The organism is Ornithinimicrobium cryptoxanthini (assembly GCF_023923205.1).
In the GTDB taxonomy this organism is placed as follows: domain Bacteria; phylum Actinomycetota; class Actinomycetes; order Actinomycetales; family Dermatophilaceae; genus Ornithinicoccus; species Ornithinicoccus cryptoxanthini.
The window spans coordinates 988,323-1,014,118 of sequence record NZ_CP099490.1 but is presented as its reverse complement, the minus strand read 5'-3'; the positions used below and the strand labels follow the sequence as shown (position 1 = coordinate 1,014,118).

Sequence of the window (25,796 nt, the reverse complement as noted above, 5' to 3'; positions counted from 1 at the left end):
ACGGCACCCCACAGCATCGGAGCGTGCGCCATGGTCGATGACTTCCCCATCCTGACGATCCTCCCGCCGGTCCTGGCGATCGTCCTGGTGCTGACCACCAAGCGGGTGCTCCTCAGCCTGGGCTCCGGCGTGCTCGCCAGCGCGCTGCTGGTGGCCGGGCTCAATCCCCTCGACACGTTGACTCTGGTCTGGGACGCGTTCGCCGCCATCTTCTGGGACGAGGGCACAGTCAACACCTACTACGTCTACATCCTGGTGTTCACCCTGCTCCTGGGCATCATCGCTGCGATCATCATGATGTCCGGCGGCACCCGAGCCTTCTCCGACTGGGCGGTGCAACGCATCAGCACGCGCCGCGGTGCAAAAGTGCTTCCGGCCACCCTCGGCATAGTGATCTTTATCGATGACTACTTCAATGCCCTGGCGGTCGGTCAGGTGGCGCGCCCGGTGACCGACGAACACCATGTCTCCCGCGCCAAACTCGCCTACATCGTCGACTCCACCTCGGCACCGGTGGCAGTCCTCGCCCCCTTCTCCAGCTGGGGCGCCAGCATTATCGGCATCATGGCGCCGATCCTGGCGGGATCCGCGCTCGTCGTCAGTGACGTCGGCGCCTTCCTGGGCTCCGCGGCGATGAACTACTACGCCATCGTGACGGTCCTGGTGGTCTGGGTCACCGTCGGGCTGCACATCGAGATCGGGCCGATGCGCGCCGAAGAACGTCGCGCGATCAGCGAGGGCAGGACGTTCAACCCCGACGAGGTCATCCCCGGAGAGCTGGCCGAGGACCTGCCGGTCCACCACCCCGGGGCCAAGCGGGCCCTGATCATCCCCTTCCTGCTGCTGGTGGTGGGGGTGCTGGCCGGCATCGCCTGGACCGGCTACCGCGCCGGTGGCAGCCTTGACCTTCTGGCGATCTTCGCGAACACCGACGTCAGCTCGGCACTGCTGTGGGGCGGGTTGCTGGGCCTGGCTGCGGCGCTCTACTACTACCTGCGCTACACCTCCGACAACCCGAAGTTCAGCCTCACCACCCTCGGCCTGGGTTTCTGGGAGGGCATCAAGTCCATGATGCCGGCTGTGTCGATCCTGCTGCTGGCGTGGATGCTGGGCGACCTGATCGGCCAGCTCGGCACCGGCAAGTATCTCGGCAGCCTGGTCGAGGCGGCCGCCCTCCCCGCTGCCTGGTTGATCCCGCTGATGTTCGTGCTGGCCGGAGCCATGGCGTTCTCGACCGGCACCTCCTGGGGCTCCTTTGGTCTCCTGCTGCCGATCGCCGGACAGATCATGAACAACGTCGAGGGCGGCGCAGAGCTGTTGCTGCCTGCCTTTGGTGCGGTCCTGGCCGGGGCCGTCTTCGGGGACCACTGCTCCCCCATCAGCGACACGACCATCCTGTCGAGCACCGGGTCCGGGGCCAATGTCATCACTCACGTCACCACCCAGCTGCCCTACGCGCTGGCCAGTGCGGCGATCGCGCTAGCCGGCTACATCGTCTTCGCCCTGACCGGCAACGGCGTCCTGGGACTCGTCGCGGCACTTGGCCTCCTGGCACTCGCAGCGGTGGCAGCCAAGGTGGTGCTCACCCCGCTGGAGGAGGAGATCCCAGCCGACGAACAGGCCGAACGCACCCCCGCCTAGCTGCCCTGACAGGGAGGTTGCTGACAACGAAGTTGGTGACACGGGGCATCGAGTCCGAACCATCCCAAGAGTGCGAGCGGCCGTCTGAACCGCGCCGAAAAGACGCAGGCCGCGGTCCGAACGACCCCAGGACTGGGTCAGTCGACCGAGTGCAGCTGGCGCGCAGCCTCCGCGATGGAACCCGACATCGACGGATAGACGGTAAACGTCGAGGAGAACTGGTCGACGTTGAGCCGGTTCGCGACCGCCAGGGTGATCGGGAAGATCAGCTCGCTGGCCCGGGGGGCCACCACGACACCGCCCAGGATCGTGTCGCTGCCGTTGCGCGCGAACAGCTTGACGAACCCGTGCTTGGTGTTCTGCATCTTGGCTCGCGGGTTGCCGGTGAGCGGCAGCATCACCGAGCGCGCGTCCACCCTGCCGGAGTCGACGTCGGCCTGCGAGACGCCGACCGTGGCGATCTCGGGGTCGGTGAAGATGTTCGAGCTGACCCGTCCCAGGTTCAGCGGCGCGACGGCGTCGCCCAGGGCATGCGCGATCGCGATGCGGCCCTGCATGGCCGCGACCGAGGCCAGCGGCAGGACCCCGGTGCAGTCGCCGGCGGCATAGATCCCCTGCACAGACGTGCGTGAGACGCGGTCGACCTCGATGTGGCCGGAGTCGCTCAGCGTCACGCCGGCCTCCTCCAGCCCCATGTCGGCGGTGTTCGGGATCGACCCCACGGCCAGCAGCGCGTGCGACCCGCGGACCTCCCGACCGTCCTCCAGTGTCACCACCACCTCGTCGCCGTCGCGGACGACGCCGCCCGCACGGGAGCGGTTGAGCACCTCCATGCCGCGGCTGCGGAAGACCTCCTCCAGCACCGTGGCCGCGTCGGCGTCCTCACCCGGCAGCACCCGCTCGCGGGAGGAGACCAGGGTGACGGCGCAGCCCAGCCCGAGATAGGCATGGGCCAGCTCGGCACCAGTCACACCGGAGCCGATGACGATCAGCTTCTCGGGGAGCTCCTTGAGGTCATAGATCTGCTGCCAGGTCAGGATCCGCTCCCCGTCGGGGACGGCGGAGTCCAGGACCCGCGGGCGCGCACCGGTGGCGACGAGGATGACGTCAGCCGTCAGGGATCTGGTGTGCCGGGAGCGTTCCTCGTCCGACGGCGCCGGCTCCTCCCCCGACTCGACGTGCGTGATGTCCGTGGCGACCTCGACCACTCCGGGCGAGGCGATGCGCCCTGCACCCTTGATGACCTCGACCCCCGCGGCGAGCAGCCGGTCCCGGATGTCGGCGCTCTGGGCCTGGGCCAACCGCATGATCCGGTCATTGACCTGGGCCAGGTGGGCCTGCACCCCCTGGTCGCCGTCATGGCCGTCGAAGCCGACGCCGATGCGGGCTGCGGCGCTGAACCGGTCCATGAAGTCGGCCGTCGCGATCAGCGCCTTGCTGGGGACGCAGTCCGTCAGCACGGCCGCCCCGCCCAGTCCCTCCCGCTCGACCACGGTGACCCGTGCCCCCAGCTGCGCCGCCGGCAGCGCCGCCTCGTATCCACCCGGTCCGCCACCGATGACCACCACTGCGCTCTGCTGTCCACTCACGGACCCATCCAACCATCGGTAGGGTTCTCCCGTGATCACCGAATCCCCTGCAGAGGTAGCCCGTGCCGCCGCGACCGTCGTCGCCGAGCGCACCGGCACACCCACCCATGACATCGCTCTCGTGCTCGGGTCTGGCTGGGGGACGGCCGCCGACCTGATCGGCGAGACCGTCGCGACCGTGGAGAACACGGTGGTCCCGGGCTTCACCGGCGCCGCGGTCGCCGGGCACACCGGCACGATGCGCTCGGTCGAGGTGGCCGGCAGCGGCAAGCGCGCCCTGGTCTTCGGCACGCGCACCCACTACTACGAGGGTCGCGGCGTGCGCGCCGTCGTCCACACCATCCGCACGGCGGCGGCCGCCGGTTGCCAGACCATCGTGCTCACCAACGGCTGCGGCGGGCTCAACCCGGCGTGGGCCCCCGGCACCCCCGTGCTGATCCGCGACCACATCAACCTCACCGGCGAGTCGCCGATCGAGGGCGCCAACTTCGTCGACCTGACCGACCTCTACACCCCCCGGCTGCGGGAGCTGGCCCGCGAGGTCGACCCGACCCTCGACGAGGGCGTCTATGTCCAGTTCCGGGGTCCGCACTATGAGACGCCCGCCGAGGTGCAGATGGCCAAGATCATCGGCGGTGACCTGGTCGGCATGTCCACCACCCTCGAGGCGATCGCCGCCCGCGAGGCCGGTCTCGACGTGCTCGGGATCTCCCTGGTGACCAACGCTGCCGCGGGCATCAGCGACACGCCGCTGTCGCACGAGGAGGTCATCGAGGCAGGTCGTGGCGCGGCGGCGCGCTGCGGCGACCTCCTCGCCCAGATCGTGGGGCGACTGTGAGTATGCCGACCGCCACCGACCTCCTCGACCTCGCCAGGGCGTGGGTCGCCGACGACCCCGACCTGGAGACCCGCGAGGAGCTCGAGGCCCTGATCGAGGCGGGGGACGAGGCCGAGCTGGCCGACCGCTTCTCCGGCTTCCTGGAGTTCGGCACCGCCGGCCTGCGTGGCGCTCTTGGTGCCGGCCCCAACCGGATGAACCGCGTCGTGGTGATCCGCACCGCCGCCGGCCTGACGGCATACCTCAAGGAGGCGGTCGACCCCGAGCCGACGGTCGTCATCGGGTTTGACGCCCGCCACAACTCCGACGTCTTCGCGCGCGACACCGCCGCCGTGGTGACGGCCGCTGGTGGCCGGGCAGTGGTGCTGCCCCGGCCGCTGCCGACGCCGGTCCTGGCCTTCGCCGTCGGGCACCTCGGCGCCGACGCCGGCGTGATGGTCACCGCCAGCCACAACCCGCCGGAGGACAACGGTTACAAGGTCTATCTCGGGGACGGTTCCCAGATCGTGCCGCCCGCCGACAGGGAGATCGCCGACCACATCAGCGCCGTGCCGACGGCAGCCGGCGTGCCCCTGGTGGCCTCGGGGTGGGAGACCCTCGACGACCAGCTGCTCGACGCCTATGTCGCCTCGGCCGCCCGCGTCGTCGACCCAGACAGCCCACGGGACGTGACGGTCGTGCACACCGCGCTGCACGGCGTGGGCTCGGACACCATCCTGCGCGCGTTCGATGCAGCCGGCTTCCCCGCCCCGCACCCGGTGCTGACCCAGTCCGCCCCGGACCCGGAGTTCCCGACCGTCGCCTTCCCGAACCCGGAGGAGCCGGGCGCCATCGACGCGGCGCTGGCGCAGGCCGCGAAGGTCCACCCCGATGTGGTCATCGCCAACGACCCGGACGCCGATCGGTGCGCCGTCGCGGTCGACGGCCCGGCCGGGTGGGGGATGTTGCGCGGCGACGAGGTTGGCGCGCTCCTCGGGCAGCACCTGATCAACCGCGGCGTCGACCCGGCCGGCGAACGCACCGTCTTTGCCCGCTCGATCGTCTCCTCCCGGCTGCTGGGAGCCATGGCACAGGCGGCGGGCCTGCCGGGCGAGGAGACGCTGACCGGGTTCAAGTGGATCGGCCGGGTGCCTGGACTGCGGTTCGGCTATGAGGAGGCGCTGGGATACTGCGTCGACCCCGCCACGGTCCCGGACAAGGATGGCGTCACCGCAGCCCTGCTGGTGGCCGAGCTGGTGGCGACGCTCAAGCAGGAGGGTCGCACGCTGCGGGACGTGCTCGATGACCTGGCCCGCGCGCACGGGGTGCACCAGACCGATGCCTTCGCGGTGCGGGTCGAGGACCTGTCGCTGATCGGGACCCTGATGGAGCGCCTGCGGGCTCAGCCGCCCAGCCGGGTCGGCGGGGTGCCGGTGACCTCCGTGGACGATCTCGCAGCGGGTGTAGGAGGTCTCCCACCGACCGAGGGGCTGCGTTATCTGCTGGCCGACGACACGCGCGTGATCGTGCGCCCGAGCGGGACCGAGCCCAAGCTCAAGGTCTATCTGGAGGCGATCGTGGCGGTGGGCTCCGGCGCGGAGGACCTCGCCCGGGCACGCGGTGAGGCGACCCGGCGACTGGCGGCGGTGCGCACGACGATGGAGGAGCTCACCCGCCCCTGACCCAGGGCCCAGGACGGCTCAGGCAAACATCAACGAGGCGGCCGCCAGCCCGGCACTCACCAGCAGCGGCACGATCGCCGCCCAGGCCGGCGTGGGCCGCACTCCCTGGCCCCGCTCGGAGCGACCGCCCTCGAGGCGCCAGCGCTGCACAGCCTGCTCCACCCGCCCGACGAGCACCTCGGCGTTGTTGCCCTCGGCGGCCTTGCCTCGGGTCGTCGCCTCCGCATAGCTGTCGACATTCCACCGCCGACGCATATCGCGACGGACCGGGATCGCCCAGGAGCTGTGCTTGGCGTCCAGGTTGTCGATCACCTCGAGAGCCCACACGTGTCGCACCGCCTTGATCCGGGAGAACGGGATGACGACGTCGGTCACCAGGTTGCGCATCTCGATCCGGTCGTCGCTGATGCGCACGCACGGCCGGAGCAGGGCCACCCACACGATGGCGGCGACCACGCTCATCAGCCCGGCCGGGGTCAGCGGGCTGTTGCCGAGGCTGGCCTCGGTGCGTCCGATCAGCACCGCGAGCGCCGCCAGCGCGATCAGGATCACCCACCCGACGACTCGGGCGGGCATCGTGCGATAGGTCTGTGTCTGCTCGGTCGCCATGGTGGGCCAAGTCTAGGGTCGGTCACCGACGGGACCACGAGGTGCGAGTCCGGACCGGTTGAGCGGGACGTAGACTGACCGCCCATGAGCGCCACCGACCCCAGCCCTGCCCGGGTGCTGGTGCTCGCCGGACCGAGCGGCGCCGGGAAGTCACGGCTGGCCCGCCGCCTGCACGCGGCCCACGGCTGGCCCGTGGTGCAGCTCGACGACTTCTATCGCGAGGTGGACGACCCCGACCTGCCGATGAGTCCGCAGGTCGGCCTCCCCGACTGGGACGACGTGCGGTCCTGGCGCCTCGCCGACGCCGTGGAGGCGCTGGAGACGCTCTGCAGGGACGGGGCTGTCGAGGTGCCGGTCTATGACATCTCCGCCTCTCGGGCGACCGGCACGCACCGCCTCGAGCGCGGCGGCTGCCCGATCGTGGTCGCGGAGGGGATCTTTGCGGCGCACACGATCTCGGACCTGACCGACCGGGGCCTGCTGGCAGCGGCCTGGTGCATCCGCAACCGCCCCTGGAAGACGTTCGCCCGCCGCCTCGTGCGCGACCTGGCCGAGCGCCGCAAACCACCCCTCACGCTGGTCAGGCGTGGCCTGGCGCTGCGCCGGCTCGAGCCAGGTATCGTCAGGGCTCAACAGGCTCTCGGGGCCGAGCCGATGACCGCCCGTGAGGCAGAGGCCCGGATCCCCGATCTGGTCACACACTTTGAGCAGGAGGGGCATCGACGTGGGGCAGCATCCTGACGAGGAGCAGTGGTCGGCGCCCAGTGACGACGCGGGCAGCCCGGACGTCGACTCCACCCAGGCGATTCCGCCCGCCGGGTCGACTCAAGCCATCGCGTGGGGCGATCCGCAGGGCGGCTACGGACAGCCGCCGTATGCCGCAGGCCCCGGCGACCAGGGCCAGGCCCCCGGGCAGCAGCAGGGCTATGGGCAGCCAGGTGATGGTCAGCAGCCTCCCTACGGCCAGCAGGGTTATGGTCAGCAGCCTCCCTACGGACAACAGGGCTACGGCCAGCAACCCCCGCCCTACGGACAACAAGGTTACGGCCAGCAACCCCCGCCCTACGGACAACAAGGTTACGGCCAGCAACCCCCGCCCTACGGCCAGCAGGGCTACGGCCAGCAACCCCCGCCCTACGGCCAGCAGGGCTACGGCCAGCAACCCCCGCCCTACGGCCAGCAGGGCTACGGCCAGCTACCCCCGCCCTACGGCCAGCAGGGCTACGGCCAGCAACCCCCGCCCTACGGACAACAGGGCTATGGCCAGCCGCCGACCCAGTGGCAGAACCTGCCGCCGGAGGACCTGGTGCGGATGCACCAGCCCGGCGTCATCCCGCTGCGTCCGCTGACCCTCGGCGACACGTTCGAGGGCTCGCTGAAGACCATGCGGCGCAACCCGGAGGCCACGATCGGCATGGCCGTGCTGGTCCTGGGCGTGCTCCTGCTGCCCTCGATCGGACTGTCCCTGGCGGTGCCGCGGATCTTCCCCGAGCTCAACACCATCGACGCGATCGCCGTCGCGAGCCTGCTGCCGACCATGATCAACGCCCTGGCCACCGTGGTCCTGAGCGGCTTCGTCATCTATGTCGTCAGCGAGGCTGCGCTGGGCGACCGCGTCGGGATCACCGGGACCTGGGACGCCGTCAAGAGGCGCATCCCGGCCCTGATCGGCGTGTCGATCCTGTCCTTCCTCGCGGTCTTCGGGACGGCGCTGGTCGTGATCCTGGTCGGTGCCCTGGCTGCCCTCGCGCTGGGCCCGGTCGGTCTGCTCGTGCTGATCCCGCTGATGCTGGGGTTCATCCCGCTGATGCTGTGGCTCTTTGCCCGCCTCTCGCTCGCGCCGGCCGCGGTGGTGCTGGAGAAGGCCGGCCCGCTCCAGGGCCTGAAGCGCTCCTGGGGTCTGACCCGGGGCGGGCAGGCCTGGCGGGTGCTCGGCATCACCCTGCTGGCCGGTCTCGTCACCGCACTGTTCGCCGCGCTGATCGGCGGCCTGCTGGGCCTGCTCGCCGGTGCCCTGATCGACCTGGTCACCGGCAACCTGGACGGTCAGTTCACGGCGCAGGTCGTCACCGACCACCTGCTCTCCTTCATCGTCGGCGCCGTCACCACACCCTTCACGGCAGGGGTGACGGCCCTGCTCTATCTCGACCAGCGGATGCGCCGTGAGGGCCTGGACGTGTCCCTGCTCCGTGCCGCGCAGGAGCGCGCCGCGGCCCGACGGGGATGACGTGCTGGATCCTGACCGGGACGAGGCCCGGGAGCTGCTGCAGCGCGAGCTCGTCAAGCCGGACTACAACCGGCCGGAGTCCCTGCTCCAGAAGGGTCTGAACTGGCTGCTGGAGCGCCTCGGCGACCTGATCCAGATCATGCCCGGTTCCAACGGCCTGTCCATGCTGCTGCTGGGCGTCATCCTCGCTCTGGTGGCGGTTGCCGTCGTCTTCGCGGTGCGCGGCTCACGCCGTTCTCGGCAGCTCACCGACCGCAGCGGCCCGGTCCTGGCCGAGGTCGGGCTCAGCGCCCGTGACTACCGCGCCCGCGCCGCCGCCGCCGCCCGGGAGGGCCGCTGGGACGACGTGCTGCTCGACTCCTATCGCGCCATCGCCGCGGCCACCGACGAGCGTGCCCTGCTCGACGAGCTGCCCGGCACCACGGCCCACGAGATCGCACTCGGGCTGCGGGTGCCCTTCCCCGACCACGCCGAGGCGCTGCTGGGCGCGGCCAATGACTTCGACGGTGTCTGTTATGGCGATCAGCGCGCCTCCCGGCAGGAGGCCGAGCGAGTGCGCGAGCTCGACCGCGTCCTGGCCGCCGCCCGCCCAGCCCGGTTGGCGCTGCGATGACCGCCGCCACGGCCCGCAAGCTGGCGCTCTGGGCGCTGCTCGTGCTGGTCATCGCCATCGGCGCAGCCGCCCTCAACGGGATGCGCACGGCCAACCAGCTCCCCTTCGACCCGGACAACCCCGAGGACAACGGCATGCAGGCCCTGGCCCGCGTGCTCGAGCAGGAGGGCGTGGAGGTCACCGTGGCCCGTGGCCTGCCGGCCCTGCTGCGCGCACCGCTCACCCCTGACACGACGGTCCTGGTCGCGGGCACCGCCCTGCTCGGCCCGGACGCCGGCGCGCAGGTCATGGAGTATGCCGCGAGCGCCGGTCGGCTCGTCGTCCTCACCCCGGAGTCCAACACCGAGGAGGCGCTCGGGCTCCCGGTGGAAGGGGGCACCCGCGCGCAGACCGGCGCCGCCACACCAGCCTGCGAGGCGACGCTGCTGCACTGGCGCGAGGGTGACGAGATCAGCGCGGGCAACCGGCTGGTCGAGGTGACCGGCGACGCCGGCTCGGCGCAGCCATGCTTCCCGCCGACACCCGGTTTCAACGCCGGGGGTGCGCGGGCCGGCTTCCTCATCGAGCTGCCGGCGAGCAGCAGCAGCGCTCACCCGGACACGGTCGTCGCGGGCATCGCGAGCTCACTGACCAACCAGCACATCACCGACGACGCGAACGCCGCCGCCGGACTGCGGCTGCTGGGCGCTCACGAGCAGCTGGTCTGGTATGTCCCGTCCATCGCCGACGCCGGGGACACTCCCCCGCAGTCGCTCATCGACGTGCTGCCCGACGCGTTCCTGCCCTCCGTGATGGTGCTGGTCCTGGCCCTGGGCGCCACGATGATCTGGCGCGGCCGCAGGCTCGGCCCGGTGGTGACCGAGCCGCTCCCAGCGGTGATCCGCTCGGTGGAGACGACGCAGAGCCGCAGCCGGATGTATCACCGCGCCGCCGACCGCGACCGCTCCCTGGCCTCGCTGCAGCTCGCCGCCCGCCGGCGGCTGGCCTCCCGGGTCGGGCTCAGCCAGCACGCCCCGCCCGAGCAGCTCGTGCGCGCGCTCGCCGAGGCGACCGGACGGCATACCGACGAGCTGCACCGGATGCTGGTCGATGCCAGCGCACCCGACGACGAGACACTGGTCCGGATCGCCCGTGAGGTGCGGTCCCTCGAGGAAGGCATGATCGGATGACGACACACCCTGAGCAGGAGCACGAGTCCCGCAGCCCGGAGCAGGCCCGCGAGGCGCTGCACCGGGTCCGCACCGAGGTCGGCAAGGCCCTGGTCGGCCAGGACCAGGCGGTCACCGGGATGATCGTGGCGCTGCTGGCGCGCGGGCACATCCTGCTCGAGGGCGTGCCCGGGGTCGCCAAGACGCTCATGGTCCGCACCGTGGCGGCGGCCCTGGACGTGGACACCAAGCGCGTGCAGTTCACGCCCGACCTGATGCCCGGTGACGTGACCGGCTCGCTGGTCTATGACTCGAGCACCAGCGACTTCGAGTTCCGCCCCGGCCCGGTCTTTACCAACCTGCTGTTGGCCGACGAGATCAACCGCACGCCCCCGAAGACCCAGTCCTCGCTGCTGGAGGCGATGGAGGAGCGCCAGGTCACCGTCGACGGCACGCCCCGCCCCCTGCCCGACCCGTTCCTGGTGGCCGCGACCCAGAACCCCGTCGAGTATGAAGGCACCTATCCCCTCCCCGAGGCCCAGCTCGACCGCTTCCTGCTCAAGGTCGTGCTGCCCATCCCGCCGCGCCAGGACGAGATGCAGGTCCTCCAGCGCCACGCCGCCGGCTTCAACCCGCAGGACCTGGCCGGCGCCGGGGTGCGGGCGGTGGCCGGGCCGCCCGACCTGCGCGCCGGCTCCGCCGCGATGCGTCAGGTCCAGGTGGCGCCGGAGGTGGTGGCCTACATCGTGGACATCGCCCGGGCCACCCGCCAGTCGCCGTCGCTGCAGCTGGGCGTGAGCCCTCGCGGCGCGACCGCGCTGATGAGCACCAGCCGCGCCTGGGCCTGGCTCAACGGGCGCTCGTTCGTCACGCCCGACGACGTCAAGGCACTGGCGCACTCCACCCTCGGGCACCGGCTCGCGCTGCGGCCCGAGGCCGAGCTCGAGGGCGTGTCCGTGTCCTCGGTGCTGGACAGCGCGCTGAACTCCGTCCCGGTCCCCCGCTGAGGCTGACCGTGCATCCGCGAAGCCGCTCCATCTGGGGCACCCACTGCGGGCAGGAGGTCGTATGACGCTGGGCTGGCGAGCCGTCGCCCTGGTCCTGGTGGGCCTGGCGCCGGTGCTGCAGTGGCCGTCGATGTCGACGGTCCGCTGGTGGCTGTTGCTGTGCCTGGTGGTCATCGCGGTCGACCTGCTGCTGGCCCCCTCCCCCAAGAAGCTGACCGTTGACCGCTCGGGTCAGGAGCAGGTGCGCCTGGGTGAGCCCTCCCGCACGACCCTGACGGTGACCAACCCGACCGGGCGAGCGATGCGGGGCAGTCTGCGCGACGCCTGGGTGCCGTCGGCCGGCACCTCCGGCGAACGGCATACCCTCGACGTCCCCGGCGGTGAGCGACGGCGCTATGTGACCGACCTGCTGCCGACCCGGCGCGGTGACCGCCCCGCTGACCGGGTGACGCTGCGGGTCTGGGGGCCGTTGGGGGTCGCGGCGCGCCAGGAGTCGCGTCGGGTGCCAGGGTCGGTGCGCGCCCTGCCGCCCTTCCACTCCCGACGGCACCTGCCGAGCCGGCTGGCCCAGCTGCGCCAGCTCGACGGGCGCTCCGCGGTGCGCACCCGCGGGCAGGGCACGGAGTTCGACTCGCTGCGCGACTATGTCGAGGGCGACGATGTCCGCTCGATCGACTGGCGGGCGACCGCGCGGCGCCAGCACGTCGTGGTGCGGACCTGGCAGCCCGAGCGCGACCGGCGGGTCATCCTGGTGCTGGACACCTCACGCACCAGCGCCGCCCGGATCGACGACCAGCCCAGGCTCGACGCGGCGATGGATGCCTCGCTGCTGCTCGCCGCGCTGGCCTCGCGCGCCGGCGACCGGATCGACCTGATCGCCGGTGACAGGAGGGTCCGCGGACGGGTCACCCCCAACACCGACCGCCGGGCGCTGCTGCACCAGCTGGTCACCGCGATGGCTCCGATCGAGCCGGTGCTGGTGGAGGCGGACTGGACGATGCTCGCGGGGAAGGTGACCGGGCTGACCCGTCGCCGGGCCCTCGTCGTGCTGCTGACCGCGCTGGAGCCGGCCGCGATCGAGGAGGGGCTGATCCCGGTGCTGCCGGCCCTGACCGCTCACCACCGCGTGGTCGTGGCCTCGGTCGCCGACCCGGAGCTGGGCCGGATGCGGAGCAACCTGTCCGACCTGAAGGCGGTGTATGACGCGGCCGCGGCCGAGCGGACCGGCTCCCTGCGGCAGCGCACCGCGGACGCGCTGGAGCGGATGGGGGTGCACGTCATCGACGCCGACCCCGAAGAGCTCCCGCCGCGGCTGGCCGACCACTACCTGGCGCTGAAGGCCCAGGGTCTGCTGTGAGAGTCGGCCGCCCACGGTCGGTGCGCGCGGGCGTCGCATCGGCCGTGGCCGTGGTGGCTCTGGCGACAGCCGCGATCGGCTATCAGGCTCCCCCGCTGCACTTCGTGGAGACCACCTGCAGCCCCGCACCCGGCGCCGCATACGAGACCAGCGGCTACGTCCCACACCCGGTCGACGCCCTCCCCTATGCCCGCACGGCCCGGACCGTGCTCGCCCTCGACGACCCACGGCATACGATCGACGACTCCGGGGTGCGGGTCCAACCGTGGGAGGGGCAGCCCGACGGGGTCTTTCACCCAGTGGGATTGGCGATGTATGCGCTGGACCAGCTGGAGTCCTACCGGGTGACCGGCGACAGGGCCCACCTGGACCGCGCGGTCGTCAACGCGGAGGCTCTCCTCGCCGGTGCGTCCGCGGATGAGTCGGGCGCGATGTGGTTCGGCTACCGCTTCGAGCACCGCCTGCACCGCGACGACGCACTGACCATGTCACCGCCGTGGTTCTCGGGCATGGCCCAGGGGCAGGTGCTGTCGCTGCTGGTGCGGCTGCACGAGGAGACCGGCCAGGCGCGCTGGGCACAGGCGGCGCAGGCGACCTTCGCCTCCTTCGCGGGTGACCACGCGCTCGGCGAACCGCACTTCCGGCTCGCGGCCGCCAACGGATGTCTCTGGTTCGAGGAGTATGTCGACGACGACATCCCGCCCACGCACGTGGTCAACGGCCACCTCTATGCGGTCTTCGGGCTCTATGACTACGCCGTCGCCTTCGCCGACTCCGCGGCGGTCGAGCTGTTCGACGCCGGCGCGAGCACGATCCGCGAGTCCTTTGACTCCTTCCGCGTCCCGGGCCAGTCCTCGCTCTACTGCGCCACGGACTACTGTGCCCACACCCGGTGGAACCCGCCGAACTACCACCGGGGAGTCGTCGCCCAGCTCGAGATCCTGGCTGAGATGACCGACGACCCCGAGTTTGCGCGAATGGCGACACTGCTGCGGGCCGACTTCGACGAGTGACCCCGTGAGCCGAGCAGTCAGCTGTGGCTTCCTCCAGAGGGCCGCGTTCCCCTGCCCTGCAAGGCTTCCAAGGGCTCTAGCCAACTCCTGAATTCAACCACTCCTGTCGGCAGAGTGTCGAGGTAGTCCTGGATCTCCTCGAGCAGTCGGGTGCCCGCAACATAGAGGGCTGGTCCCCCGCCATCCATGCGGCCACGGCCAAGGGCTAGCAGGTCCCATCGTCGATAACGATCAGCAAAGGTGCGCCTGGCGCTCTTGGCTATCTGGTGATCGACCTGAGAAGAAGCAGCGTTGCCCTCCTTCGGGGGCGCGATCAGCGCCAGGTCAATTGGCTCGCTTGCTATCCCACTTACCGTGATCTGCCGCTCCACCCATACTCCGGAAGCACAGACCCACGCTCCGTCGAGCGGGGCCTTGTGACCCTCTTGCAGAATTAGTCGCACTGCCTCTCGACCCGCCACGCGCCGGTCCTGCCCTGGTCGGATAAGGTCTCCAGGCTGGGGCGGACACAGAAAGTAGGCACCGTTGTCCGACACGAACCACCCACGGGCTTGGACCAGATCCCCATCTGCGACTGTTGAGAGCGCAGCGGAACCGCGACCTGCCAATCCGGTCACTACGTCTGAATGTAGATCGAGATCGTCCACTTGACCTCACCCGTGTTCCGGTAACACTGATACCACACCGCATCAGGTGTTCTCGCCAAGAATCCGTCGCCGTAGGCTTCGCACAATTCTTCGGAGTAGAAATGGTTCTCACGCGGCGTGTACCAGAACCCGAGTGCAACGAAGGTGTCTGGGACGTCTTGGGCGGACACGGACCAGGCACTCGAGGCAACGACAGCCGCGGCTGATGACGGAGCGGCAGCAGGGAGAGCCAAGGCGCCACAGCTCAGAGCCGCGATCAACATTCGTTGATTGAAAACCGCCCCGAGCCTGGGGATGAGCCGCAACGCGTCGCTCCGAAAAGAGACCACGTCGCGACGCTACCAATCTGCGCTGTCAAGGGTCAAGGGTCGAGAAGACCGACCCAACGGGTGAGGGCAGGGTCGTGACCGCGGCAGCCAGACCAGGAGGGTACCCTCACCCGACGGTCGGGGCCTCGTGCGCCTCGAGCGACGCCTCGACGTCACCGGTGATGCCGCGGCGCACGGCAGAGCGGCCGAGAGTGAAGACATAGAGCACGAACAGGCCGAGGGCGAGCACACCGATCCCCACCCGCGCCCAGGTCGGCAGCGGTGACGGGGTCACGAACGCCTCGATGAGGCCCGAGACCAGCAGCACCACGATCAGGCCGAGCGCGACACCCGCCGCGGTGCGGCCCTCGTGCGCCAGCGACGAGATCCGGGTGCGCGGGCCAGGTGCCACCCACGCCCAGAACAGGCGCAGCCCGACCCCGGCCGCGACAAAGACGGCCGTCAGCTCCAGCAGACCGTGCGGCGTAAGCAGACCCCAGAACACGTCGGCCCGACCGTGCTGGTGCATCAGCGACCCGATGATCGCGACGTTGGAGATGTTCTGCCAGAGCACATAGATCACCGGCAACCCGAGCACGCCAAAGACGATGCACTGCGCCGCAACCCAGGCGTTGTTGACCCAGACCTGGGTGGCGAAGCTGCTGGCGGCGTTCTCGGAGTAGTAGGACTCGAAGTCGCTCTGCACCAGCTGCTGGACCTCGACCGACGACAGCAGGGTGTTCTCGATCACCGGGTTGTAGTAGAGCCAGGTGCCGAGGGCGAAGCCCACGACCACGTTGGCCAGGGCGGTGATGATCCACCAGTGCCGCAACCGATAGAGCGCCGCAGGGAAGTCCTCGACGAAGAACCGGCCGACCAGGTCCCAGGAGAAGGTGCGGGTCCCAGAGGACCTCAGGCGTGCTCCGGCCAGGAGCCCGGACAGGTGCGTGACCAGCGAGGGGTCCGGAGCCGTCGAGCGCACCGTCGACAGGTCGGTCGCCACCCGCTGGTAGCCGTCCAGCAGCTCGTCCGACTCGGCGCCACCCAGCCGTCGTTGCCTGGACAGCGTCGCGAGGCGCTCCCACCCCGCGCGCCGACGAGCCACCAGTGCGTCCAGATCCACCACGCCAGAATAGGCTGTCGCCACCATGACCACGCGGGGCATCTTCGAGTCCGACGGTTTCGTCACGTCCGAGGCCGTCGAGATCGACCTGCCTGCCGCCAGCCTGCCGCTGCGGATGGCGTCCGGAGCGATCGACCTGGCGCTCGTCGTGCTCGTGCTCGTGGCGGCGTTCCTGCTCTCACCGTGGCAGCTGGTCGGCCAGGACATGGCCCTGATCCAGGCGCTGGTGATCCTGCTGCTCGTGGGGTCGTTGGTGGCGGTCCCCGTTGCCAGCGAGACCTTCAGCAAGGGTCGCACCCTGGGCAAGCTCATCTTTGGTCTGCGCACGGTGCGCGACGACACCGGACCGATCGGCTTCCGGCACGCGCTGATCCGCGGCCTGACCGCGTGGTTCGAGGTCTGGCTGACCGTCGGGGCGCTGGCCCTGTTGATCGCCGCGACCAACGAGAAGGCCAAGCGTCTGGGTGACTTCCTGGCCGGCACCTATGTGGTCCGCGAGCGCGTCCGGCTCAAGCTGCCGGAGCCGCCGGAGATGCCGGAGTTCCTCGCCCCCTGGGCCGTCGGCACCGACATCGGTGTCATCCCGGACGGTCTGGCCGTGGCGGTCCGGCAGTTCCTGGCCCGCCGCCACGAGCTGACTCCACCGAGCCGGGCCGCTACCGGCGCCTCGCTCTTCTCCGACCTGATGCGCTACGTCTCACCTCCGCCACCGTCGGGCGCGCACCCGGAGTGGGTCATGTCAGCCGTAATGGCCGAGCGCCGTCGCCGCGACATGCTGCGCCTCGAGCGCGACGACCGGTTGCGCGCGCGCGTCCTCGGGCCGGACCTCCTGGACCGTCGATAACGCGCCCCCTCGGGGCCTGGCTGCCCGCTCATGCTCGAGACCCGCGTCAGCCGCGGCTGCAGACCTGGGCGGAGAACTCCTCCGGCGTGCTGGCCACCAGGGCGCTGTCCCCAGGATCGGCATCAAGGTTGGTCAGGCTGTCGGGGTCGTTGCGATAGACCAGGGCCGGGTCGAGCCCGGCCAGGTCCGGTCCCCGGAACGACACCTGCGTCAGCACCTCCCCCTCCGCTGCGCCCTGCCCGCCGGCGATGTAGCCACGATCCACGGGCAGCTCGACGGCCTCGCCCTGCCACGGCGCAGCCGGTGCGTGGAGCGCCAGCTCGCTGGCTCCCGGCACCGGTTCGGCTGCAGTCCACTGCCCGATGTCCTCGTTGACCTCATCGTCGGTCAGTCCCTCCCGGTCAAAGGACAGGGACACGACCGTTGCGCCGCCGTCGCACGCCTCGACTACCAGCACCGGCCGCGCCTCCTCGTCCACCGTGACCCCGAGCGCACCGCTGACCTCGACATCGGGCGCGATGCACCCTGACAGCACGGCGGCCAGGATCCCTGTGCCCAGCGCCACACGCCTCGCAGATCGGCTCATGCGCAGAGTGTGGCAGACACGGCACACCCGTCGCTTCGGAGCACGCCGGACGTGGCCGCTCAGTCGTCGTAGAACGGCTTGATCTGGTTCTCGATGATCTCCAGGCGCTGGTCGAACGGCAGAAAGGCGGACTTCATGGCGTTGACAGTGACGCGCCGCAGGTGGTGCAGGTCCCAGCCCGCCTCGGCGACGAGCAGCTGCATCTCCCGAGACATCGAGGTGCCGCTCATCAGCCGGTTGTCGGTGTTGAGCGTCACCCGGAACCGCAGCCGGTCGAGCAGCGTGATCGGGTGCGAGGCGATGGTGGGTGCGGCGCCGGTCTGCAGGTTGGACGAGGGGCACATTTCCAGGGGGATCCGGCGATCGCGGACGTATGCCGCCAGCGGCCCGAGCTGGACGGCCGCCAGCTGCTCAGGGGTCCAGTCCGCATAGGGGATCCCGACGTCGGTCACCGGCACGCCGTCCAGCGTGAGGTCGTCAACGAGTCGGACGCCGTGGCCGAGGCGCTCCGCGCCGCACCACTGGATCGCCTCCCAGATCGACTTCAGGCCGAACGCCTCCCCGGCATGGATCGTGAAGTGGAAGTTCTCGCGGCGGAGGTATTCGAACGCGTCGAGGTGGCGGGTGGGCGGGAAGCCGGCCTCGGCCCCTGCGATGTCGAAGCCGGTCACGCCGCGCTCCCGGTGGCGCACGGCCAGCTCGGCGATCTCGCGCGACTTGGCAGCGTGCCGCATCGCGGTGACCAGGGTGTCCACGACGATCGGTCGGCCCGCCTCACGAGCCAGCACCTCGCCCTCGCGCAGACCCTCCTCGACCGCCTCGACCACCTCGTCCAGGCTGAGCCCCTGCTCAAGGTGCTGCTCGGGGGCATAGCGGACCTCGGCATACACCACCCCGTCCGCGGACAGGTCCTCCACGCACTCCCGGGCCACCCGCTGCAGCCCCTCGACGGTCTGCATCACCGCGATGGTGTGGTCGAAGGTCTCCAGATAGCGCACCAGCGACCCCGAGTCGGCGCTCTCGGCGAACCAGGTGGCCAGCCCGTCCACGGTGTCGGCGGGCAGCTCGTGCCCGACCTGCTGGGACAGCTCCAGGATCGTCGCCGGTCGCAGGCCACCGTCGAGGTGGTCGTGCAACAACGCCTTGGGGGCCAGGCGGATCGTCTCGGCGTCGAGCCGCGTGCTGTGATCGGACGTCGCCTCGGTCGGCTCAAGCACGGCGTGCCCCCTCCTCGGAGAAGGCCGGCACACAGACGGCGACGTAGTCCGCACCCTCGGGCCCCGCCTCGTAGCGGACCTTCTCACCGGCCCGGGTGAGGATCCCTGCACCGGGCCGGACCCGCTCGGTGCCGTCGGCCGTGTGCACCAGGATCTCGCCCGAGATCACATAGGTCACCTCGTCGAACTCCGGGGTCTGCGCAGGCTCGTCCCAGCCGGCCGGCGCGGTCATGTGCGCCACCGAGTAGTTGTTGTGGCCCGTTGCGACGCGGCCGGCCAGCTCCTCGATGACCTTGTCGCCGGGGACGGGGATGCGGACTGGTTCCAGGTGCAGTGCCATAGCTCGATCCTAGGTCGTGCGACTGACCCAGGTCGCGCGCCGACCGCGCGAGCACCGCCGACGGGCAGACCAGGTTGACGCTCACCCGGCTAGACTCGACGGGTGAGCACAGACACCGACGTCCCTGCGGCAACCGCCGCCGACGCGCCCGCCCGCGCTCGCGAGATCCTGGGGGTCTCGCGGCTGACCAACACGGCGCTGACCTCGTGGTTGCACGGGTTGCCAGGCGTGGACCAGGTTGGCGCGGAGGCACGAGCCGCCTCCCTGGGCACGCGCTCGATCAAGACGACGTCGAAGGCGTGGGCCATCGACACCGCGATCTCGATGATCGACCTGACCACGCTCGAGGGAGCCGACACCCCCGGCCGGGTCCGCGGGCTGGCCACCAGGGCACTGGTCCCGGACCCGAGCGACCTGAGCACACCGCGCCCCGCGGCGGTCTGTGTCTATGGCGACATGGTCGGTCATGCCAGGGACGTCCTCGGCGACAGCGGCGTCAAGATCGCCGCCGTCGCCACGGCCTTCCCGAGCGGACGGGCGAGCATGCGGGTCAAGCTGGCCGACGTCGCCGACGCCGTGAATGCCGGGGCGGACGAGATCGACATGGTGATCGACCGCGGAGCCTTCCTGTTCGGTGACTACCTGAGCGTGTTCGACCAGATCGTCGCCGTCAAGGAGGCCTGCGGGGACGCCCGGCTGAAGGTGATCATGGAGACCGGCGAGCTGGTGACCTACGACAACGTGCGGCGCGCGTCATACCTGTCGATGCTGGCCGGCGGTGACTTCATCAAGACTTCCACCGGCAAGGTGGCCCCCGCCGCGACCCTGCCGGTGACACTGATCATGCTGCAGGCCGTGCGCGACTGGCGCGAGCAGACCGGTCAGATGGTCGGCGTCAAGCCGGCCGGTGGCATCCGCACCAGCAAGGACGCGATCAAGTTCCTGGTCACCGTCCACGAGGTGGCTGGCGAGGACTGGCTCGACAACCACTGGTTCCGCTTCGGCGCCTCGAGCCTGCTCAACGACCTCATCCTGCAGCGGCAGAAGTTGGCCACCGGCGCCTACTCCGGCTCCGACTACATCGCCGACGACTCCCCCAGCCTCTACTAAGACACCCGGGGGCCGCCCCCCGTGCAACCCCACGCCAAGGGGCTCCGCCCCCTGGAACCCCCTACAAGCGAACACCCCGAGGATGAGAGACAGATGCCGACCTTCGACTACGCACCGGCGCCGGAGTCCCGTTCCGTCGTCGACCTCAAGAGCTCCTACGGGCTGTTCATCGACGGCGAGTTCGTCGACTCCCGCGGTGGCACCCCCTTCAAGACGATCAGCCCGGCGACCGAGGAGGTGCTGGCCGAGGTCTCCGAGGCGTCGCAGGAGGACGTCGACCGCGCCGTCGCCGCCGCGCGCACGGCCTTCCGCTCCTGGTCCCGACTCTCCGGTGCCGACCGGGGGAAGTATCTCTTCCGGATCGCCCGCATCATGCAGGAGCGGGCCCGCGAGTTCGCCGTGCTGGAGAGCCTGGACAACGGCAAGCCGATCAAGGAGTCCCGCGACGTCGACGTCCCGATCGCGGCCGCGCACTTCTTCTATCACGCGGGCTGGGCCGACAAGCTGGCCTACGCCTCGCTCGGTGACAACCCGCGCCCGCACGGCGTGGTCGGCCAGGTCATCCCGTGGAACTTCCCGCTGCTCATGCTGTCCTGGAAGATCGCTCCGGCGCTGGCCACCGGCAACACGGTCGTGCTCAAGCCGGCGGAGACCACGCCGCTGACCGCGCTGCTGTTTGCCGAGGTGTGCCAGCAGGCCGACCTGCCGCCGGGCGTGGTCAACATCATCACCGGAGCCGGCCCCACCGGGCAGGCACTGGTGGGCCACGAGGGTGTCGACAAGGTCGCCTTCACCGGCTCGACCGCCGTCGGCAAGGCGATCGCCCGCACCATCGCCGGCACGCGCAAGAAGGCCACCCTGGAGCTGGGTGGCAAGGCCGCCAACATCGTCTTCGACGACTCCCCCGTCGACCAGGCCGTCGAGGGCATCGTCACCGGCATCTTCTTCAACCAGGGGCACGTCTGCTGCGCGGGGTCACGCCTGCTCGTCCAGGAGTCGATCGCCGAGGAGGTCGAGGCCAAGCTCAAGGCCCGCCTGGCCACCCTGCGCGTCGGTGACCCGCTGGACAAGAACACCGACATCGGCGCCATCAACTCGCGCGCGCAGCTGGACCGGATCACCGAGCTCGCGCAGGTCGGGGAGGACGAGGGCGCGGTGCGCTGGGCTCCGGAGTGCGAGCTGCCCGCCAACGGCTTCTGGTTCCGCCCCACGATCTTCACCGGCGTGAGCCAGACGCACCGCATCGCCCAGGAGGAGATCTTCGGCCCGGTCCTGTCGGTGCTGACCTTCCGCACCCCCGGCGAGGCGGTCGCCAAGGCCAACAACACGCCATACGGTCTGTCGGCGGGCATCTGGACCGAGAAGGGTTCCCGGATCCTGTGGATGGCCGACCAGCTCAAGGCCGGCGTGGTCTGGGCCAACACGTTCAACAAGTTCGACCCAGCCAGTCCGTTCGGTGGTTACAAGGAGTCGGGCTACGGCCGCGAGGGCGGCCGCCACGGGCTGTCCGCCTATGTCACGACGGGAGCAACCAGGTGAGCACCACGACGCGCAAGCAGGCTGGCCCCTCGCGGGTCGACGTCCGCAAGACCTACAAGCTCTATATCGGCGGCAAGTTCCCGCGCAGCGAGTCGGGCCGCTCCTATGAGGTCTTCTCCTCAGGTCGGTCGCCGAAGTTCCTGGCCAACGCCGCGCAGGGCTCTCGCAAGGATGCGCGCGACGCGGTGGTCGCCGCCCGCAAGGCAGTGTCCGGCTGGGCTGGTGCCACCGCCTACAACCGCGGCCAGGTGCTCTATCGCGTGGCCGAGGTGATGGAGTCGCGCCGCGCGCAGTTCGTCGCCGAGGTGCAGTCCGCCGAGGGGCTCACGGCTGCCCGCGCCGAGGCCAACGTCTCGGCGGCCATCGACCGATGGGTCTGGTATGCCGGGTGGTCCGACAAGTTCGCCCAGGTCCTGGGCGGTGCCAACCCGGTTGCCGGGCCGTTCTTCAACATCTCGGCACCCGAGCCGACCGGGGTCGTGGCGGCGCTGGCACCGCAGGGGTCCTCGCTGCTCGGGCTCGTCTCGGTCGTGGCGCCGATCATCGTGTCGGGCAACACGGCCGTGGTCCTCGCCTCCCAGGACCGGCCGGTCCCGGCGATCACGCTGGCTGAGGCGCTGGCCACCTCCGACGTGCCCGGTGGCGTGGTCAACCTGATCACCGGCATCACCTCCGAGGTCGCCCCGTGGCTGGCCTCACACCGCGACGTCAACGCGATCGACCTGACGGGTGCCGCCGATGCGCCTGACGTGGTGTGGGGTGACCTGGAGGCGGCGTCCGCAGAGAACCTCAAGCGGGTGCTGCGACCGGCTGGCTCCGGCGTCACGGCGGTGGAGCCGGACTTCACCACCGAGCCCGGCCTCGAGCGGATCGAGGCCTTCCTGGAGACCAAGACCGTCTGGCACCCCAAGGGCATCTAGGACAGACACAAAAGCCGTTGCCTGGAGCGACGCCAGCACATAACCTGTCTGCCATGTGGATCTCCTGACGCTGCCCTGCGCGCCGACCTGGCTGCGCCCCGCCGTCTTGAGGAGTCCCCATGACCCCGCCTCTGCATTCCGCCGCGCTGTCCGCCGCCGACCATCTGCGCGTCGACGGGGTCTCACGCTCGTTCCCGGACCGCCGGGTGCTGACCGACGTGTCGTTCACGGTCTCCTCGGGAGAGATCGCCGCCCTGATCGGGGAGAACGGCTCGGGCAAGTCGACCCTGCTGCGAATTGCCGCCGGAGTCGACGAACCCGACGTCGGCTCGGTCAGCGCGCCCGGGTCCGTCGGGCTCTTCCACCAGGAGCCCCCCTTTGCGCTCGACCTCACGATCGAGGAGGTGCTGGCCGACGCGACGGGTCCGGTCCGGGCGCTGGTCCAGCAGGTGGAGGACGCCGGCCAGGGGCTGGCCGACGGCCGTCCCGGCGCCGACACCCGGCTCCACGCAGCCATCGACGCCGCCGACCGGCACCACGCCTGGGAGCTGGACCACCGGGTCGGCCGGGTGTGCGACGGTCTCGGGCTGGCCCACCTGCTCCGCGACCGCCGGGTGAGGGAGCTGTCTGGCGGGCAGGTCTCGCGCCTGTCCCTGGCCTGGTTCCTGCTGCGCTCGCCTGACACGCTGCTGCTCGACGAGCCGACCAACCATCTCGACGACGCGGCCACCGCGGTCCTCGTCGACCTGCTGCGGGGATGGTCCGGACCGGTGTTGCTGGCCAGCCACGACCGTGCCTTCCTGGACGAGGTCGGCACGACCCTGCTGGACCTGGACCCGACACCGCGGCCCTTCGCCACGGTGCGGCACGACACGGACTCCCCCGGGTCCGGGTTCGGCATCACCAAGTTCACGGGCAGCTACACGGCATACCTGCGCCAGCGACAGGAGGAGCGCGAACGGTGGGTGCACAGGTTCCGGGACGAGCAGGCTGAGCTCACGCGGCTGCGGGTCCGAGCCCGGGACGACCACATTGTCGGTCGTCCGGACCGACCACCCCGGACCGAGGGCAGGGCCGCGAAGAAGTTCTATGCCGACCGCAACGCCAAGGTGGTGGCCCGCCGGGTCAACGACGCCACGACCGCGCTGGAGCGCCTCGAGCGGGAGCAGGTGCGCAAGCCACCGGCCCGCCTGCGCTTCGTGGGGCTCGGCGGGGACACCGCGGGCGAGGGGCGCACGCCCACGCTCGGCGACTCCACCGCCAGCAGCTCCGGCCCCCTCCTGACCGCGACCGGCCTGGCGGTGGCAGGGCGGCTCGCCCCCACGACGCTGAGCCTGCACGCCCGCAGCCGCCTGCTCGTCACCGGACCGAACGGCTCGGGCAAGTCGACCCTGCTCTCCGTCCTCGCCGGCGACGTGGCACCCGACCACGGATCGCTCACGGCCCCGCGTCGGCTGCGGATCGCGTTGCTCAGTCAGGAGCCACTCCACCGGGACCCGACGGAGTCGGTGCGCTCGGCCTATGCCGCAGCGGTGGGCCAGGAGCGTGCCGAGCGCACACCCCTGGCCACCTTCGGGCTGATCGCCGGCCGGGACGCCAACCGCCCCGTCGGCGCCCTCAGCGTGGGTCAGCGCCGCCGGCTTGACCTGGCGATCCTGCTGGCCGACCCGCCGGACGTCCTGGTCCTCGACGAGCCCACCAACCACCTGTCCCTGCTCCTGGTGACCGAGCTGGAGCGATCCCTGCCCGACTATCCCGGTGCCGTCATCGTCGCCAGCCACGACCGATGGCTGCGCGACAGCTGGGCCGGCGAACGCCTCGCTCTGGAAGGAACAGCATGACCATCACGATTGTCCGGGATCACGACCCCGAGGCGACCCGCCGGATCCTCGCCGCCCTGCCGGACTGGTTCGGGATCCCCGAGGCTAATGAGCACTACGTCCAGGCCGCCGCCGAGAAGGACTCCTACCTCGCGCGGGTGGGCGACGCGACCGTGGGGGTGGCCCTCGTGGACCGGCACTTCCCAGAGACCGCCGAGATCCACCTCATCGCCGTCGCACCCGGGCACCACGGCAGCGGGGTCGGCTCCGCGCTCGTCGAGGCGCTGGAGGCAGACGTGCGCCGGGACGGCGCCCGGCTGCTCGAGGTCAAGACCGTCGGGTCCTCCTTCGAGGACGAGGGGTATGCCGCCACGCGCGCCTTCTATCAGGCGCGCGGCTTCCTCCCGCTCGAGGAGGTCAGTGCTCTCGACTGGGACGGCCCGACCCTGATCATGGTCAAGGCGCTCTGACGCTCAGGTCTGCTGCTTGGAGGTGGCGCTGATCCGGCACTCCAGGCACCAGTAGCAATAGATGATGCCCTCGGTCCAGCTCGCCCAATCAGACCCACCCACGAACCGTGTCTCGCTGTCGAACTGCGCCAGCAACGGCATCACCTCACCGCAGCCGGGGCAGTCCGGGTGGATGGCGTCCTGGATCCAGCTGCCCTCACCGCCGAGCCGGTTGAGGTTCTGCATCCCGTTGGCCTGTCCCCAGTCCTGGAAGTGCCACCGCGACGCCGTCGGGTGCACCGCAACGGGCAGCGCGGGCAGTGGCTCCGGGTCTGGTTCCCCGGGGACGAACTCGCGGGGGTGCACGGACTCGGGTGTGGCGCCGTCGCCGTGCTGGAAGAACTGGTCGGACCACAGACACGAGAACGCCCCGCAGGTGACGAGCTGCCGGGGCAGCGGCTGCGCAGCTGATGCGCTGAACGTCCCGAGGTCGAGGAGCAGGTGCAGCTGGCGACCACACGTCGCGCAGTCGCCGGGCACCAGACCGCCGACCAGGCCCGTTCCCACAGGGGGACCGCCCGGCTGCCAGGTGGGGGTCGGGGGCTCCAGAGGGGAGTCGAACAATGACATCGGTGGGTGGACGTGCTCGTGCGCGAAGACCAGGTGGTGCGCCGGCAGGAAGACCAGAGAGCGCGCCCCGTCCCGGGAATCTTCTGGCAGCCGGAACCAGCGATCGGCCGCCCGCATCGCACTCTCGTGCCGGCGCATGAAGTCGGGTGACTGGAGGGCGAGCAGCCACCCCAGCTCCAGGGCACCGTCCGCGGGGAGGCGGGCTGCGACGGCGTCGACCAGGACCGGCAGGTCGCCGTCCGGCACCAGGTCGAGGGCGGCGACCCGAACCGACTGCCACAGGGTGTGCCCACCCTCTAGCGCCTCGAGGAGCACGTCCGTCGCCTGCGCCCGGTCCTCCACCAGACGACCCCAGGCGATCTCGCTCCTGTCGACGGGCGGTGCAGACGTCGTCGGACCCGAGATCGCAGCACCCTCGGACGCGCCCGTCGGCGTCACCTGCGGGTCATCAGCCTCAGCCTGGCACCCGACGACGGTGACCCCCAGGATCCCCAGGCCGAACGCCCGGCGCGATACCCCACGCCCGCGCGCCACGTCATACGTCATGGGGTGCCCCTCCC

Annotated in this window: 23 protein-coding genes; 16 read left to right on the top strand and 7 right to left on the bottom strand. The window is 70.7% G+C overall.

Going from position 1 to position 25,796, the window contains the following annotated elements; genetic code table 11:
• Nucleotides 1-30: 30 nt before the first annotated feature.
• The gene (locus tag NF557_RS04800; protein WP_252622162.1) at nucleotides 31-1,641 is read left to right on the top strand and encodes a Na+/H+ antiporter NhaC family protein; all 1,611 of its coding nucleotides are present in this window, start codon (nucleotides 31-33) and stop codon (nucleotides 1,639-1,641) included.
• A gap of 137 nt (nucleotides 1,642-1,778) precedes the next feature.
• On the opposite strand, the gene NF557_RS04795 is transcribed toward NF557_RS04800, so the two are convergent.
• Complete coding sequence (locus NF557_RS04795) at nucleotides 1,779-3,230, bottom strand: NAD(P)H-quinone dehydrogenase (RefSeq protein WP_252622160.1); 1,452 nt, start codon at nucleotides 3,228-3,230, stop codon at nucleotides 1,779-1,781.
• A 31-nt stretch (nucleotides 3,231-3,261) separates the two neighbouring features.
• On the opposite strand from NF557_RS04795, the gene NF557_RS04790 reads away from it, so the two are divergent.
• Together NF557_RS04790 and NF557_RS04785 are read left to right on the top strand one after the other, a co-directional pair.
• Nucleotides 3,262-4,068, top strand: coding sequence for a purine-nucleoside phosphorylase (locus NF557_RS04790; RefSeq protein ID WP_252622158.1), 807 nt, complete (start codon nucleotides 3,262-3,264; stop codon nucleotides 4,066-4,068).
• A gap of 2 nt (nucleotides 4,069-4,070) precedes the next feature.
• A complete protein-coding gene (locus tag NF557_RS04785; protein WP_252622155.1) occupies nucleotides 4,071-5,729 on the top strand; it encodes a phospho-sugar mutase in 1,659 nt (552 codons plus the stop codon).
• A gap of 18 nt (nucleotides 5,730-5,747) precedes the next feature.
• On the opposite strand, the gene NF557_RS04780 is transcribed toward NF557_RS04785, so the two are convergent.
• A complete protein-coding gene (locus NF557_RS04780; RefSeq protein WP_252622153.1) occupies nucleotides 5,748-6,338 on the bottom strand; it encodes a hypothetical protein in 591 nt (196 codons plus the stop codon).
• Between the two features lie 84 nt (nucleotides 6,339-6,422).
• On the opposite strand from NF557_RS04780, the gene NF557_RS04775 reads away from it, so the two are divergent.
• The 7 genes from NF557_RS04775 to NF557_RS04745 all read left to right on the top strand — a co-directional run bounded on the left by NF557_RS04775 (nucleotide 6,423) and on the right by NF557_RS04745 (nucleotide 13,703).
• On the top strand, nucleotides 6,423-7,079 hold the full coding sequence (locus tag NF557_RS04775) for a uridine kinase family protein (protein ID WP_252622151.1): 657 nt from the start codon (nucleotides 6,423-6,425) through the stop codon (nucleotides 7,077-7,079).
• A complete protein-coding gene (locus NF557_RS04770) occupies nucleotides 7,063-8,565 on the top strand; it encodes a DUF7847 domain-containing protein (protein ID WP_252622149.1) in 1,503 nt (500 codons plus the stop codon). The genes NF557_RS04775 and NF557_RS04770 overlap by 17 nt, the downstream gene beginning before the upstream one ends.
• Nucleotide 8,566: 1 nt before the next feature.
• Nucleotides 8,567-9,178 carry a DUF4129 domain-containing protein gene (locus NF557_RS04765; protein WP_252622147.1) on the top strand — a complete coding sequence of 204 codons (612 nt, stop codon included), beginning with the start codon at nucleotides 8,567-8,569 and terminating at the stop codon, nucleotides 9,176-9,178.
• Nucleotides 9,175-10,347: a DUF4350 domain-containing protein gene (locus tag NF557_RS04760; RefSeq protein WP_252622139.1), complete on the top strand. Its 1,173-nt coding sequence runs from the start codon at nucleotides 9,175-9,177 to the stop codon at nucleotides 10,345-10,347. The genes NF557_RS04765 and NF557_RS04760 overlap by 4 nt, the downstream gene beginning before the upstream one ends.
• Nucleotides 10,344-11,333: an AAA family ATPase gene (locus NF557_RS04755; protein WP_252622137.1), complete on the top strand. Its 990-nt coding sequence runs from the start codon at nucleotides 10,344-10,346 to the stop codon at nucleotides 11,331-11,333. Before NF557_RS04760 ends, NF557_RS04755 begins: the two co-directional genes overlap by 4 nt.
• A 61-nt stretch (nucleotides 11,334-11,394) precedes the next feature.
• Nucleotides 11,395-12,690, top strand: coding sequence for a DUF58 domain-containing protein (locus tag NF557_RS04750; protein ID WP_252622135.1), 1,296 nt, complete (start codon nucleotides 11,395-11,397; stop codon nucleotides 12,688-12,690).
• Nucleotides 12,687-13,703: a D-glucuronyl C5-epimerase family protein gene (locus tag NF557_RS04745; protein ID WP_252622134.1), complete on the top strand. Its 1,017-nt coding sequence runs from the start codon at nucleotides 12,687-12,689 to the stop codon at nucleotides 13,701-13,703. Before NF557_RS04750 ends, NF557_RS04745 begins: the two co-directional genes overlap by 4 nt.
• A 1,082-nt stretch (nucleotides 13,704-14,785) precedes the next feature.
• On the opposite strand, the gene NF557_RS04740 is transcribed toward NF557_RS04745, so the two are convergent.
• Nucleotides 14,786-15,781, bottom strand: coding sequence for a stage II sporulation protein M (locus NF557_RS04740; RefSeq protein WP_252622132.1), 996 nt, complete (start codon nucleotides 15,779-15,781; stop codon nucleotides 14,786-14,788).
• A 25-nt stretch (nucleotides 15,782-15,806) separates the two neighbouring features.
• Here NF557_RS04740 and NF557_RS04735 point away from each other — a divergent pair, with 25 nt between their 5' ends.
• A complete protein-coding gene (locus tag NF557_RS04735; protein WP_252622130.1) occupies nucleotides 15,807-16,625 on the top strand; it encodes an RDD family protein in 819 nt (272 codons plus the stop codon).
• Nucleotides 16,626-16,671: 46 nt separating this feature from the next.
• On the opposite strand, the gene NF557_RS04730 is transcribed toward NF557_RS04735, so the two are convergent.
• The 3 genes from NF557_RS04730 to NF557_RS04720 are packed head-to-tail and all read right to left on the bottom strand — an operon-like array spanning nucleotide 16,672 to nucleotide 18,768.
• Nucleotides 16,672-17,211, bottom strand: coding sequence for a hypothetical protein (locus NF557_RS04730; RefSeq protein ID WP_252622128.1), 540 nt, complete (start codon nucleotides 17,209-17,211; stop codon nucleotides 16,672-16,674).
• A 59-nt stretch (nucleotides 17,212-17,270) separates the two neighbouring features.
• Nucleotides 17,271-18,428 carry an adenosine deaminase gene (locus NF557_RS04725; RefSeq protein ID WP_252622126.1) on the bottom strand — a complete coding sequence of 386 codons (1,158 nt, stop codon included), beginning with the start codon at nucleotides 18,426-18,428 and terminating at the stop codon, nucleotides 17,271-17,273.
• Nucleotides 18,421-18,768 carry a cupin domain-containing protein gene (locus tag NF557_RS04720; RefSeq protein WP_252622124.1) on the bottom strand — a complete coding sequence of 116 codons (348 nt, stop codon included), beginning with the start codon at nucleotides 18,766-18,768 and terminating at the stop codon, nucleotides 18,421-18,423. Before NF557_RS04720 ends, NF557_RS04725 begins: the two co-directional genes overlap by 8 nt.
• A 102-nt stretch (nucleotides 18,769-18,870) precedes the next feature.
• Here NF557_RS04720 and deoC point away from each other — a divergent pair, with 102 nt between their 5' ends.
• The 5 genes from deoC to NF557_RS04695 all read left to right on the top strand — a co-directional run bounded on the left by deoC (nucleotide 18,871) and on the right by NF557_RS04695 (nucleotide 24,627).
• Nucleotides 18,871-19,878 (top strand): deoxyribose-phosphate aldolase, encoded by a 1,008-nt coding sequence (deoC, locus tag NF557_RS04715; RefSeq protein ID WP_252622122.1) that lies wholly within the window; start codon nucleotides 18,871-18,873, stop codon nucleotides 19,876-19,878.
• Between the two features lie 93 nt (nucleotides 19,879-19,971).
• Nucleotides 19,972-21,417: an aldehyde dehydrogenase family protein gene (locus NF557_RS04710; protein ID WP_252622120.1), complete on the top strand. Its 1,446-nt coding sequence runs from the start codon at nucleotides 19,972-19,974 to the stop codon at nucleotides 21,415-21,417.
• On the top strand, nucleotides 21,414-22,337 hold the full coding sequence (locus tag NF557_RS04705; RefSeq protein ID WP_252622118.1) for an aldehyde dehydrogenase family protein: 924 nt from the start codon (nucleotides 21,414-21,416) through the stop codon (nucleotides 22,335-22,337). The genes NF557_RS04710 and NF557_RS04705 overlap by 4 nt, the downstream gene beginning before the upstream one ends.
• 119 nt (nucleotides 22,338-22,456) lie before the next feature.
• Nucleotides 22,457-24,178 (top strand): ABC-F family ATP-binding cassette domain-containing protein, encoded by a 1,722-nt coding sequence (locus NF557_RS04700; RefSeq protein WP_252622117.1) that lies wholly within the window; start codon nucleotides 22,457-22,459, stop codon nucleotides 24,176-24,178.
• Nucleotides 24,175-24,627 carry a GNAT family N-acetyltransferase gene (locus NF557_RS04695; RefSeq protein WP_252622115.1) on the top strand — a complete coding sequence of 151 codons (453 nt, stop codon included), beginning with the start codon at nucleotides 24,175-24,177 and terminating at the stop codon, nucleotides 24,625-24,627. Before NF557_RS04700 ends, NF557_RS04695 begins: the two co-directional genes overlap by 4 nt.
• Before the next feature lie 3 nt (nucleotides 24,628-24,630).
• On the opposite strand, the gene NF557_RS04690 is transcribed toward NF557_RS04695, so the two are convergent.
• Entirely contained in the window at nucleotides 24,631-25,782 is a 1,152-nt protein-coding gene (locus NF557_RS04690; protein WP_252622113.1) for a hypothetical protein, read from the bottom strand.
• Nucleotides 25,783-25,796: the final 14 nt, after the last annotated feature.

What these genes read in the sequence shown, in the direction of transcription:
- NF557_RS04800 (WP_252622162.1), top strand. Translation starts at nt 31, where the DNA reads ATGGTCGATGACTTCCCCATCCTGACGATCCTCCCGCCGGTCCTGGCG.
- NF557_RS04785 (WP_252622155.1), top strand. Translation starts at nt 4,071, where the DNA reads ATGCCGACCGCCACCGACCTCCTCGACCTCGCCAGGGCGTGGGTCGCC.
- NF557_RS04780 (WP_252622153.1), bottom strand. Translation starts at nt 6,338, where the DNA reads ATGGCGACCGAGCAGACACAGACCTATCGCACGATGCCCGCCCGAGTC.
- NF557_RS04775 (WP_252622151.1), top strand. Translation starts at nt 6,423, where the DNA reads ATGAGCGCCACCGACCCCAGCCCTGCCCGGGTGCTGGTGCTCGCCGGA.
- NF557_RS04760 (WP_252622139.1), top strand. Translation starts at nt 9,175, where the DNA reads ATGACCGCCGCCACGGCCCGCAAGCTGGCGCTCTGGGCGCTGCTCGTG.
- NF557_RS04755 (WP_252622137.1), top strand. Translation starts at nt 10,344, where the DNA reads ATGACGACACACCCTGAGCAGGAGCACGAGTCCCGCAGCCCGGAGCAG.
- NF557_RS04750 (WP_252622135.1), top strand. Translation starts at nt 11,395, where the DNA reads ATGACGCTGGGCTGGCGAGCCGTCGCCCTGGTCCTGGTGGGCCTGGCG.
- NF557_RS04735 (WP_252622130.1), top strand. Translation starts at nt 15,807, where the DNA reads ATGACCACGCGGGGCATCTTCGAGTCCGACGGTTTCGTCACGTCCGAG.
- NF557_RS04730 (WP_252622128.1), bottom strand. Translation starts at nt 17,211, where the DNA reads ATGAGCCGATCTGCGAGGCGTGTGGCGCTGGGCACAGGGATCCTGGCC.
- NF557_RS04720 (WP_252622124.1), bottom strand. Translation starts at nt 18,768, where the DNA reads ATGGCACTGCACCTGGAACCAGTCCGCATCCCCGTCCCCGGCGACAAG.
- NF557_RS04710 (WP_252622120.1), top strand. Translation starts at nt 19,972, where the DNA reads ATGCCGACCTTCGACTACGCACCGGCGCCGGAGTCCCGTTCCGTCGTC.
- NF557_RS04700 (WP_252622117.1), top strand. Translation starts at nt 22,457, where the DNA reads ATGACCCCGCCTCTGCATTCCGCCGCGCTGTCCGCCGCCGACCATCTG.
- NF557_RS04695 (WP_252622115.1), top strand. Translation starts at nt 24,175, where the DNA reads ATGACCATCACGATTGTCCGGGATCACGACCCCGAGGCGACCCGCCGG.
- NF557_RS04690 (WP_252622113.1), bottom strand. Translation starts at nt 25,782, where the DNA reads ATGACGTATGACGTGGCGCGCGGGCGTGGGGTATCGCGCCGGGCGTTC.